We start from the raw sequence: 11,964 nt of genomic DNA on the forward strand, positions 1-11,964 counted from the left end.
GACGCGGTACGGCAGCGGGCGTGGCCCCGGACCAATGGGGTGCCCCGGGACCTGTGGAGGTCCCGGGGCACGCCCGTTCCCGCTGGGGTGGAAGCGCCCGGCGGACGGGCGTCAGGTGCGTGGCCGTCCGCCGGGCGGGCCGGTGTCCCCGCCGCGCGGTGCGGGGGGATGGCCGCCGGGCCCCGTCCCCCTCCTACGGGGCCCGGCGGGCGGTGCTCAGCCGCTCAGTTCGTCGAAGCGGCGGACCAGTTCGGCCCGGCCGGCCTCGGTGAGGTCGCCGTGGACCCGCATGCGGGCCAGACCGCCGTCGGGGTAGACGTCGAGGCGGACGTGGGTGGCGGTGACCCGGCGGGGCAGCACGAAGCGGTGCGGGGTGTCGGGCTGGAGCCGGGTCTTGGGCAGGATCTCGAACCACGAGCCCTCGTCGTCCGGGGTGCCGTCGCAGCCCGACAGCCGGGCCCAGCCGGCCGAGTTGCCCTTGAGGTAGGCGGTGTCGATCTCCACCGCACGGATCTCGCCCTGCGCGGCGAGCTTGAACCGCACCCAGTCGTTGGTGCCGCGGACCCGGCGGCGGCGGTTCTCCCAGCCGTCGTCCATCTTGCGGGACAGGTCGGGCTGGATGATCTGGGTGGGCGAGGAGTAGAAGCGGTCGGAGGCGTCCTCGACGGTGCCGCCGTGCATGACCGAGGCCAGGTCGAGGGTGCCCAGCACGTCCAGCCACTCCGGGTCCGGTACCACCTCGCCGTAGACCCGGAGGCGGGCTATGCCGCCGTCGGGGTGCTGCTTGAGGCGGAGGTGGGTGAAGCGGCGCTCGGCGGTGACCTCGAAGCCGTTGGCGGCGTGGCCGCGGACGGGGGTGCGCGGGACGATCTCCTCCCACTTCACGTCGTCGGCGAGCAGGTCCTCGGGGCTGGGGCTGCCGGGCAGCGCGGTGGCCTCGACGGTGACCTGCTGGGGGTAGTTGCCGCGGAAGTGGGCGGTGTCGACGATGACGCCGCGGATCACGCCGGGGGCGGCGAGGCGGATCAGCGCCCAGTCGTGCTCGTCCTCGGTCGGGAAGGGGTGGTCGCCGTCGGCACCGCGCCGGCGCCGGGTCTCCCAGCCGTCCATGATCTTGCCCTTGTGGCCGAAGTGCTCGGGGTCGAAGACCGCCGGCTCCGGCTTCAGCAGATTCTCCCGCTCGGCGAAGAACTCGTCGTTGGCGGCGATCACGCCGGCGCCGAAGCGGCGGTCGGCGAGGTCCACGAGCGAGGTGAAGGCGAAGTCCCCGCCGCGGTAGTCGGCGTAGGGGTCGCCGCCTCCGTAGGGGTTGGCGTCGTTGGCGTGCGGATCGGTGGAATCGGCGGCCGGGGTGGCGGACATGCGGTTCCCTTCTGCGCTGGGCGGGCGGTGCCGGTGACCGCTCCACGGTCGCAGCGGGGGACCACACAGGTCCATCGAAAGTTTGTGGAGAATATCTTCAGCCGGACTGAAAGGTTGCCGGTCCGCCGTCGCCGCCGGTCCGGCCGCCGGCCGCCTGGGCCGCGGCGGCCTGGCGCAGCGCGGCCAGCACCCGGGCCAGGCCCGGCGCCCCTTCGGAGCCGCGCCGGGCGGCGGCGATCACGTGGCGGCGCGGCTGGTCGGCGTGGAGCACCCGCAGCGCGACCCCGCTGCCGTGGCCGGGCGCCCGCAGGCCGCCCGCGGTCGCCATCCGGGGCACCAGCGCCACCCCCATCCCGGCCGCCACCATCGCCCAGATCGCGCTCCAGTCGGCGGCCGCGTGCGCCTGCTCCGGGACGAAGCCGGCGTTCTCGCAGGCGGTGGTGGTGATCTGCGACCAGGGACCGCTGCTGCCGAAGATCCACGGCTCGCCGGCCAGGTCGGCCAGCCGCAGCCCCGGCTCGGCGGCCAGCGGGTGGCCGGCCGGCAGCGCCACGTCCAGCGGGTCGGCGAGCAGCGAGACCCGGCTGAACTTGGGGTCGCGCGCGGTCGGCGCGTGCGCGGCCAGCGACAGCGCCAGATCGACGCTGCCCTCGGCCAGCAGCTCGTACGCGGCCTCCGCCTCGGCCTCCCGGACGGCCACCGCCAGGCCCGGGTGGGTGCGGCGCAGCTCCTGCACGGCGGGCACCACGAGCGCCGGGATGGCGGTGGAGAAGGCCCCGACCCGCACCTGGCCGGCCTCGCCCTGGAGGTAGCCCAGCAGGTCGGCGTCGGCCCGTTCCAGCTGCGCGAAGACCGCCTCGGCGTGCCGCAGCACCAGCTGGGCGGCGCCGGTCAGCCGGACCCGCCGGCCGTGCGCCTCCAGCAGCGTGACCCCCAGGGACCTGGCGAGCCCGGTCAGCTGCTGCGAGACCGCCGAGGGCGTCATGTGCAGCGCCTCGGCGGTCGCGGTGACCGTGCCCAGTTCCTGGAGGGTGCGCAGGATCCGCAGCTTCTTGATGTCCCAGTCGGCCATGCGGGCAGCGTACGCACCCGGTGCGGCCGGTCCGGTCACCGCGGGCGGCCCGCCGCCCCCAGGGCGACCCCGGCGACGATCAGCGCCATGCACAGCACCTGGACCGCGCCGACGCCCTCGCCCAGCAGGGCCAGCGAGAGCAGCGCCACGCACACCGGCTGGAGGTAGTAGACCGCCCCGGCGCGGGCCGCGCCGACCAGCGCGATGGCCTTGTTCCAGGTGAAGAAGGCGATCGCGGAGGAGCACACGCCGATGTAGAGCAGCGGGCCGGCCGTCCCGGCGGTGAGCGGGAAGCCGCCCTCGACGGCCAGGCTGACCCCGTAGGCGGGCAGCAGCATCGCCGCTCCCAGGGCGAAGGTCATGAACAGGAACGCCAGGCCGCCGATGCCCTCGGGGCGGCGGCGCAGCAGCGCGCTGTAGCCGGCGAAGGTGGCGGTGGCGGCCACCATCCACAGGTCGCCGGTGGCGAAGTCCAGGTGCAGTACGGCGGTGGGCGAGCCCTTGCCGACCAGGGTGACCACGCCCAGCAGCGCCAGGACCATGCCCGCGGTGCGACGGGCACCGAGCGGTTCGCGTCCGCCGCGCCGGCCGCCCGCGAGGTCGAACAGCGCGATCATCATGGGCGAAGCGGCCGCGATCATCGCCATGTTGGTGGCCGAGGTGGACCGGCCGGCCGTGTAGATCAGGGTGTTGAAGAGGGTGACGCCCAACAGGGCGGCCAGCGTGAGGAATCCGAGGTGCCGGCGGATCACCGGCCACTCCCGGCGGACCGGCCCCAGGGCGAACGGGGCGACCGCCAGCAGCGCGATGATCCAGCGCCAGAAGGCGGTCTGGACCGGCGGCACGGTCGCGTGCAGGGCGCGGGCGATGACGAAGTTGCCGGACCAGACGACGGTCGCCGTCAGGGCCAGCCCCAGGCCGACGGCCTGGGTGGACGGTATGCGGTGGACACGGGCCCGCTCCAGGACTGCCACGGTTTCCTCTCCCTCGATGGTGGATACGGATCCACCGTGGCAGTCAGCCACCCATCAGGTCCATCGAATACTTCGGACGATTCCTTTCAGGGAAACTGAAAGGAATCGCCGCGGGCCCGTCAGCGGCGGGCCGCCCGCCGGGCCAGGATCGCGGCCTGCCGCTCGTCGAAGCGGCGCGCCTGCCCGTCCAGGCCGTCCAGGTACACCCCCAGCTCCTCCTGTGCGGCGAGCCCCTCGGGGCCCAGCCCGCCGCGCTCCAGCACCTTCAGGAAGCGCAGCACCGGCTGGAGCACCTCGTCGTGGTGGATGCGGAGGTTGTAGATCCCGCCCAGCGCCATCCGGGCCGCGGCCCGCTCGAAGCCGGGCATGCCGTGACCCGGCATCCGGAAGCCGGTGACCACGTCCCGCACCGCGCACATCGTGCGGTCCGGGGCCAGCTCGAAGGCGGCGCCCAGGAGGTTGCGGTAGAAGACCATGTGGAGGTTCTCGTCGGTGGCTATCCGGGCCAGCATCCGGTCGCACACCGGGTCGCCGGAGTGCCGGCCGGTGTTGCGGTGCGAGATCCGGGTGGCCAGCTCCTGGAAGGCGACGTACGCGACCGAGTGCAGCATGCTGTGGGCGTTGTCGGACTCGAAGCCGGCGGACATGTGGGCCATCCGGAACCGCTCCAGCTCGACCGGGTCCACCGCGCGGCTGGTGAGGAGGTAGTCGCGCATCACGATGCCGTGCCGGCCCTCCTCGGCCGTCCAGCGGTGCACCCAGGTGCCCCAGGCGCCGTCCCGGCCGAAGAGGGTGGCGATCTCGTGGTGGTAGCTGGGGAGGTTGTCCTCGGTGAGGAGGTTGACCACCAGGGCGGTGCGGCCGATGTCGGTGACCTTGGACTGCTCCGGCGCCCAGGGCTCGCCCTCCATCACACCGTCGAAGTTCCGCCCGTCGCTCCAGGGCACGTACTCGTGCGGCATCCACTCCTTGGCGGCCACCAGGTGGCGGTTCAGCTCCTTCTCGACGACCTCCTCAAGGGCGTACAGCAGCCGGGTGTCGCTCCAGGCGGCCTGGCCGCGCGCTCCGTCGAGGCGGTCGGGGGCGATGGTCACGGGGGAACTCCTGGGGACGAGGGACCTACGGATCCGTAGGTTGCACTTACGGCCCCGTAGGTTACGGCATCGTAGGTACGGCCCGGTTAAACACCGTCCCCGGATCGGCCCGCCCCGCCCGGAACGTGCGGAAACGCGAAAAGGGGCGCCCACCGGTCCGGGAAGGAACCGGCGGGCGCCCCTGTCGGAGGCGTCCGGTGGCGCGGGGGCGGACCCGCGCGGGACTGCACGTCAGCCCTGGAGCTGCGTCAGCCCTCGGACTTGGCCTGCTTGCGGGACTTGTCGGTCAGCACGACCAGCCCGGCGATGATCAGGAAGAGCACGATAGGCGTCGCGACGTAGAGGCCGAGCGTCTGCGCCACGTTCAGGCCCGGACCCGGGTCGTCACCGTCGTCGCGGGTGAGCGCGAACGCGGGGGACGACATCAGCAGCATCAGCGCGGTGCCGGCGGTGATCGTTCCGGCGCGCAGGGCGGTGTTCTTGACCTTGTTGCTCACCCGTTCAACGTAGCGGACGGTGCCGGGCCCCGCGCGCCCGGGGTGGGGCTACCGGCATCGCGGCAGGCCGCGGGCCCCGCGGCGGACCCGGCACCGGACCCGTCCGCGCGGTGCGCCGCGGTCAGGGCCGGGCCGCCACCGGCTCCCCGGCGCCCTCGGGGACCTCCGGGGAGAACTCGCGCATCAGGGCGTGCAGCCGGGGCGAGGCGGCGAGCTCTTCGAGGGTGGTGGGGCGGCCGTCGGGGCCGGCGATCGGCAGCCGCCAGTTCGGGTACTCCTGCCAGGTGCCGGGGACGTTCTGCGGGCGGCGGTCGCCCACCGCGTCCGGGAGCCAGACCCCGATCATCCGGGCCGGGGTGCGCAGCAGGAAGCGGTGCACGGCCCGGACCACCGCCTCCTCGTCGCCGGCCCCCGCCGCGAGCAGGCCCTGCCGGACCAACTCCGCCCGCCACACGCGCAGTTCGCCGGCGGCCCGGCGGCGCTCCCGTTCCGGGGAGCCGGCCAGCAGGCCGAGCCGGGCGCGCAGGGCGACGTCCTCGCCGGTGAGCCGGGCGGCGGTGGGCGGCAGGTCGTGGGTGGTGACGGTGGCCAGGCAGCCGGCCCGCCACTCACCGGGGGCGAGGATGCGCGGTTCGGCGCCGGTGCCGCCGTCGTCCGCGGCCTCCGCGGCGGCCGCAGCGCCCGCATAGTCTCGTTCGAACCACAGCACGGAGGTGCCCAGGACACCGCGTTCGGCGAGGGCCTCGCGGACGCCGGGCTCGACGGTGCCGAGGTCCTCGCCGATCACCGCGGCGCCGGCCCGGTGCGCCTCCAGGGCGAGCGCCGAGAGCATCGCCTCGCCGTCGTAGCGGACGTAGGCGCCCTCGGTGGGCGGGCGGCCCTCGGGCACCCACCAGAGCCGGAACAGGCCCATGACGTGGTCGACGCGGAGCGCGCCGGCGTGCCGGAGCAGGCCCCGCAGCAGCGCGCGGTAGGGGGCGTAGCCGGTCGCGGCCAGGGCGTGAGGGCGCCAGGGCGGCAGGCCCCAGTCCTGGCCGTGCGGGTTGAAGGCGTCCGGGGGCGCGCCGACCGACATCCCGGTGGCGTAGGTGTCCTGCTGGGCCCAGGTGTCGGCGCCGGAGGGGTGGACGCCGACGGCGAGGTCGTGGACCAGGCCGAGGGCCATACCGGCCTCGCGGGCGGCCCGCTGGGCGGCGGCGAGCTGCTGGTCGGTGTACCAGGCGAGCCGGCAGTGGAAGTCGACGCGGTCCAGCAGCCGGTGGCGGGCCCGGGCGGTCTCCGCGGAGCGGGGGTCGCGCAGGCCGGCGGGCCAGGTGCGCCAGTCGGGGCCGTGGACCTCGGCGAGGGCGCACCAGGTGGCGTGGTCGTCCAGCGCGCGGCCCTGTTCGGCCAGGAAGTCACAGTAGGCGGCGCGGCGGCCGGGGCTGAGCGGGACCGGGCAGAGGAGTTCCAGCGCCTCGCGCTTGAGGGCCCACACGGCGTCCCGGTCGATCAGCGCGCCGCGCTCCAGGACGCCCTCGCGCAGCTCCCGGGCGCGCGCGGCGAGGTCGTCGGCGCGGGCCCGGGCGGCGCCGGTGAGCTGGGCGTACTCGGGGATCTCGGCGATCCGCAGGTGCACCGGGTCGGGGAAGCGGCGGGAGGAGGGGCGGTAGGGCGAGGGGTCGGTGGGGGGACCGGGGACGGCCGCGTGCAGCGGGTTGAGCTGGAGGAAGCCGGTACCCAGGGCGCGTCCGGACCAGGCGGCGAGGTCGGCGAGGTCGCCCAGGTCGCCCATGCCCCAGGACTGCCCGGAGAGCAGCGAGTAGAGCTGGACGAGGAAGCCGTGGCTGCGGCCGGGCGGGGCGGGCACGGCGGCGGGGGCGACCAGCAGGCGGGCGCGGGCGGTGCGGCCGTCGGGGGCGTCGGCGGTGAGCTCGTGCGCGCCGAGGGGCAGGGCGCCGAGCGGGGCCGGCTCGTGGGGACCGCCGCATGCGGCGCCGTCCCGTACTTCCGCGCCGAGGAGCGCGCCGTCCTCGGTGCGGACGCCGAGGACCGTGCCCTCGGGGAGGTCCGGCAGCCGGGGCGGGTGGCCGGCGCGGGCGGTGACGGTGGGCGGCAGCAGGGCGCGGCCGGCGGTCTCCTCGTGGGCGGCCAGGGCGGCGCGGACGGCCTCGGGGGTGGAGGCGTCGACCCCCAGGGCGGCGAGCACGGCGACGACGGTGTCCGCGGAGACGTGGACGGTGCGGCCGGGCGCGGGTTCGTAGGACGTGGCGATGCCGTGGAGCCGGGCGAGCCGGGCGCGGCCCATGGCTGCTCAGACCTCCATCGACTCCGTGCCGAACCCGGCGGCGGTGGGTTCGCTGGTCAGCGGCAGCTCGGCGGTGATGGGGACCTCGCTGGTGAGCGGGGCGCTGTCGGCGAGCGGCGGCTCGCTGGTCAGCGGCGGCTCGGTGAAGCAGAAGGAGCCGGAGCCGTCCAGCACGGAGTCCGGGCCGGAGATGCCGTCGAACAGCCGGGGCTCACCGCCCGGTTTGGCCGCCAGGGCGTCGAGGAGGAGTTGAGCGGATGCGGCCACGAGGGGCCTCCCGTTCATCGGTAGTGGGACACGTCTGCCCTACCCAGTCGACACGGCCGCAGACGTATCCATCCAGCAAACGTGTCTCACGTCACATTAAAGCGCCGCCAGGCGATTTCGCGGCCAGGAGCGCCGTGCGGCGCACAGAACTGACGAACGAGGGGCGCCGGGACGCAATTCCTGCGGGCCCGTGTCCTGTCATGTCCCGGCCATCAGGGGGACGAAACGGACGAGCCGCCCCGTGCTCCGCGGTGCCGCCCGGGCCCGGTTGACACCCTCACCGGCGCAATGGTGGGCTCACCGCCGAAGCCGACGCGTGAACGGGCGGCGGCGGACGGCGACCCCCCGGTTCCGCACCGCCGCGCCCCGGCCGGCCCACCCGCACCGCGGCTCCCGTCCACCGGGCGGACGCGGACCCGCGCAGCCGGGGCGGCGGCCGGACGGCGGGGCACGAGGGGAGCCGGCGGACGCCGGTGAGCAGGAGTGACGGGACGAGGAGCGACCGTGCGAGTCCGGGGCGGATGGGGCGGCAGGGCCGGAGGGCGCAGGAGCGGCGGCCGGGCGCGGGTGGCCGGGACCACCGCGCTGGCCGCGGCGGTGATCGGCGGACTGCTCGGCGGCGCGCCGGCCGCCTCGGGGGCACCGGCCGCACCCGCCGCCGGCACCCCCGACGGCCCCGGCCGCCCCGCGGACGCCGGCCCCCCGCCCGCCGTCTGGCCGCGCCCCCAGTCGCTGCGGCAGCTCGGCCCGCCGGTCCGGCTCGGCCCGGCGGCGCTCCTGGTGGCGCCCCCGGACGCCGACCCGTACGCCCTGGACGTGCTGCGCGGGCTGCTGCGGGACGCCGGGGTGCGCACCGTCCGGCAGACCGCGCCCGGCGGCCGGCTGCCCGCGGACGGGCCGGTGCTGCTGGCCGGCGGCGCGCCCGCGGACGAGGCGCTGCGGGCGCTGCGGGTGCCGCCCCGCGGCGACCTGCCGTCCGGCGGCTACCGCCTCGCGGTCGGGCAGGTCTCCGGCCGGGACACCGTCGCCCTGGACGGCACCGGCCCGGACGGCCTCTTCCACGCCGCGCAGACCCTGCGCCAGCTGGTGGCCGGCGGCCCGGACGGCACCCGGCAGCTGGCGTCGGTGGCCGTCCGGGACTGGCCCGCGACCGCCGTCCGCGGCACCGCCGAGGGCTTCTACGGGCAGCCCTGGTCCCCGGCGCAGCGCCTGGCCCAGCTGGACTTCATGGGCCGCACCAAGCAGAACCAGTACCTCTACGCCCCGGGCGACGACCCCTACCGGCAGGCGCGGTGGCGCGACCCCTATCCGGCCGCGCGGCGGGCGGAGTTCCGGGCGCTGGCCGAGCGGGCCCGCGCCAACCACGTCACACCGGCCTGGGCGGTCGCCCCCGGCCAGACGATGTGCCTGTCCTCCCAGGACGACCTGCGGGCGCTGCGCCGCAAGGTGGACGCGATGTGGGCGCTGGGGATGCGCGCCTTCCAGCTCCAGTTCCAGGACGTCAGCTACAGCGAGTGGCACTGCGCCGCCGACGAGGAGACGTTCGGGTCGGGTCCGCAGGCCGCCGCGAAGGCGCAGGCCGGCGTCGCCAACGCGCTGGCCCGGCACCTCGCCGAACGGCACCCGGGCGCCGCCCCGCTGACCCTGATGCCGACCGAGTTCTACCAGGACGGCGCGACCGCCTACCGGACGGCGCTGGCGGCGGCGCTGGACGACCGGGTCGAGGTGGCCTGGACGGGCGTCGGGGTGGTGCCGCGGACCATCACCGGCGGCGAACTGTCCGCCGCCCGCGAGGCGTTCGGCCACCCGCTGGTCACCATGGACAACTACCCGGTCAACGACTACGCCCAGGACCGGATCTTCCTCGGCCCCGCCACCGGCCGCGAACCGGCCGTCGCCACCGGCTCGGCGGCGGTGCTCGCCAACGCCATGGAGCAGCCGCTGGCGTCCCGGATCCCGCTGTTCACCGCCGCCGACTACGCCTGGAATCCGCGCGACTACCACCCCGCGCAGTCCTGGGAGGCGGCCCTCGACGACCTGGCCGGCGGCGACCCCACCGCCCGCACGGCGCTCCGCACGCTGGCCGGGAACACCGCCTCGTCCGTGCTCGGCCAGGAGGAGTCCGGCTACCTCCAGCCGCTGATCGACCGCTTCTGGGCGGCCCGCGCGGCCGCCGTCGACCGGGGCCGGCCCGGGGACGACCCCGGCTTCGCCCGGGCCGCCGCGGCGCTGCGCGCGGCGTTCTGCACCATGAGTGCCGCGCCGCGGGGCCTGCCCTCCGACCTGCGGGCGGAAGTGGGGCCGTGGGCCGAGCAGTTGGCCCGTTACGGCACCGCCGGGCAGCGGGCGGTGGACACCCTGCTGGCGCAGGCCCGGGACGACGGCGACGCGGCCTGGGCGGCGCAGCGCGAGGTGCTGCGGCTGCGGGCGGAGGCGAAGCGGAGCCCGGCGACGGTGGGCAAGGGCGTGCTGGCGCCGTTCCTGGACCGGGCGATGACCGAGGCCGACGCGTGGACCGGCGCCCGCGGCGGTGCCCCGGCCCCCTCCCCCGGCGACGGCCGGGCCTCGCTGACCGTGCCGTTCCCCCGGGTGCGGCCGCTGACCGCGGTCACCGCGCTCACCGAACCGGGCCCGGACGCCGGCGCGGCGTCCCTGGAGGCCCATGTGCCCGGCGCCGGCTGGCAGCGCCTGACCGCACTGTCGGCGACCGGCTGGACGGAGGCCGGCACCGGCGGGCTGCGCGCCGACGCGGTGCGGGTGGCCTGGGACGCCGGCGGCCGGGCGCCGTCCGTGCGGGCGCTGACGCCGTGGTTCGGCGACACCCCGCGGGCCGGTCTGGAGCTGTCCCGCACCGAGGCCGACGCCCGGACCGGCGGCCGGACCGCCGTGCAGGCGCGGATCTCCGCCCTCCGCCCCGGCCCGGTCCGCGACCGGCTGGAGATCACCGCGCCCGAGGGCTTCACCGTGCGGGCGCCGGGCGAGCTGGCCGTGCCGCGCGGCGGCACCGCCGTCGTCCCGCTGACCGTGGAGGTCCCCGAGGACGCCCGTTCCGGGACGTACCGGATCGCCGTCGCCTTCGCCGGGCAGCGGCGGGAGCTGGCCGTGCGGGTCTTCCCGCCCACCGGCGGGCCCGACCTGGCGCGCGGCGCCGAGGCCGTCTCCTCCGGCGACGAGACCGGGGACTTCCCCGCCTCGGCGGCCACCGACGGCGACGGATCCACCCGCTGGTCCTCGCCCGCCGACGACCACGCCTGGCTGCGGTTCACGCTGCCCCGCCCGACCCGGCTCGGCCTGGTCGTCCTCCACTGGCAGGACGCCTACGCCGCCGCCTACCGCGTGCAGGTCTCGTCGGACGGCCGGACCTGGCGCACCGCCGCCACCGTCCGCGACGGCAGGGGCGGCCGGGAAGCGGTCCGGACGGACGCCCCGGACACCCGCTACGTCCGCATCCAGGGCGACCGCCGCGCGACGGACTTCGGCTACTCGCTGTGGGGGGTGGAGGCGTACGCGGTGACGGAAGAGCCGTGGGGGGGCGCCGGCCGGGCGGCCGGCGCCCCCTCACCGCACCGGCGTGCGGCCGCGGGCCGTGGGAGCACGCCCCGCGGCCCCGGGAGGCCACCTACGCAAAAGCCCGGAACTATGCCGATACGGCATCGATCCGGGCCAACGCGTCGTCCGCGCCGTACGGCTGCAAGTAGGGCAGCCAGCGCGGGTCCCTATGCCCCGTGCCGATGATCCGCCAGGCCAGTCCGGACGGCGGGGCGGGCTGGTGGCGCAGCCGCCAGCCGATCTCGGCGACATGGCGGTCGGCCTTGACGTGATTGCAGCGGCGGCAGGCGGCGACGACGTTCTCCCAGGTGTGCTGGCCGCCGCGGCTGCGGGGGATGACGTGGTCGACGCTGGTTGCGACACCACCGCAGTACATGCAGCGCCCGCCGTCCCGGGCGAACAGCGCCCGGCGGGTCAGCGGGACGGGGCCCCGAAAGGGCACTCTCACAAACCGCTTCAAGCGGACCACGCTCGGAGCCGGTATGACACGGGTCGCGCTGTGCATCAGGGCGCCGGATTCCTCAAGGCTGACGGCCTTCTCATTGAGGACGAGGATGAGCGCGCGGCGGAGCGGTACGACGCCGAGCGGCTCGTACGACGCGTTGAGGACCAGGACATGCGGCACGGGTGCCTCCTTGTACGCCGGCGGCGCGTGGCTCGCGCCGGGACGATCTCCCCACAGTGTCCCCCGGTGCCTGGTCAGAGCGCCACCATGACCAGGTAACGGGCCGGAGGTGTTTTCCACCACAGCCGCCCATACCGCTCCGGAACCGGCTCTTTCCGGCCGTCCCGGACCGTCCATGATCGAACACAGGGGCGGTCCGCCCCCGTTGCCCCGTTAGTGTGGTACGTCTGCCCGGCC

9 protein-coding genes are annotated in these 11,964 nt (G+C 76.1%); 1 reads left to right on the plus strand and 8 read right to left on the minus strand.

From position 1 onward, the window contains the following. Positions 1-216 precede the first annotated feature (216 nt). The 7 genes from alc to MUU72_RS27485 form a co-directional block, all read right to left on the minus strand. Positions 217-1,362 (minus strand): allantoicase, encoded by a 1,146-nt coding sequence (alc, locus tag MUU72_RS27455; RefSeq protein WP_248016098.1) that lies wholly within the window; start codon positions 1,360-1,362, stop codon positions 217-219. Between the two features lie 97 nt (positions 1,363-1,459). After that, on the minus strand, positions 1,460-2,434 hold the full coding sequence (locus MUU72_RS27460; RefSeq protein WP_248016099.1) for a LysR family transcriptional regulator: 975 nt from the start codon (positions 2,432-2,434) through the stop codon (positions 1,460-1,462). 35 nt (positions 2,435-2,469) lie between these two features. Next, on the minus strand, positions 2,470-3,408 hold the full coding sequence (locus MUU72_RS27465) for a DMT family transporter (protein ID WP_248016100.1): 939 nt from the start codon (positions 3,406-3,408) through the stop codon (positions 2,470-2,472). 119 nt (positions 3,409-3,527) lie between these two features. Next, positions 3,528-4,502, minus strand: coding sequence for an acyl-ACP desaturase (locus MUU72_RS27470; protein ID WP_248016101.1), 975 nt, complete (start codon positions 4,500-4,502; stop codon positions 3,528-3,530). A 248-nt stretch (positions 4,503-4,750) separates the two neighbouring features. Then, positions 4,751-4,999: a hypothetical protein gene (locus MUU72_RS27475; protein ID WP_248016102.1), complete on the minus strand. Its 249-nt coding sequence runs from the start codon at positions 4,997-4,999 to the stop codon at positions 4,751-4,753. Positions 5,000-5,120: 121 nt separating this feature from the next. Beyond that, complete coding sequence (malQ, locus tag MUU72_RS27480) at positions 5,121-7,286, minus strand: 4-alpha-glucanotransferase (protein ID WP_248016103.1); 2,166 nt, start codon at positions 7,284-7,286, stop codon at positions 5,121-5,123. A gap of 6 nt (positions 7,287-7,292) precedes the next feature. Then, entirely contained in the window at positions 7,293-7,553 is a 261-nt protein-coding gene (locus MUU72_RS27485) for a hypothetical protein (protein WP_248016104.1), read from the minus strand. 567 nt (positions 7,554-8,120) lie between these two features. Between MUU72_RS27485 and MUU72_RS27490 the strand changes: the two genes are divergently transcribed. Beyond that, on the plus strand, positions 8,121-11,288 hold the full coding sequence (locus MUU72_RS27490) for a beta-N-acetylglucosaminidase domain-containing protein (RefSeq protein ID WP_248016105.1): 3,168 nt from the start codon (positions 8,121-8,123) through the stop codon (positions 11,286-11,288). Here MUU72_RS27490 and MUU72_RS27495 read toward each other — a convergent pair. Further along, on the minus strand, positions 11,191-11,727 hold the full coding sequence (locus tag MUU72_RS27495; protein ID WP_018088296.1) for an HNH endonuclease: 537 nt from the start codon (positions 11,725-11,727) through the stop codon (positions 11,191-11,193). The two genes, MUU72_RS27490 and MUU72_RS27495, sit on opposite strands and share 98 nt — an antisense overlap. Between the last annotated feature and the right edge of the window lie 237 nt (positions 11,728-11,964).

Origin of the sequence: Streptomyces rhizoryzae, from assembly GCF_023155275.1 — a bacterium.
In the GTDB taxonomy this organism is placed as follows: domain Bacteria; phylum Actinomycetota; class Actinomycetes; order Streptomycetales; family Streptomycetaceae; genus Streptomyces; species Streptomyces rhizoryzae.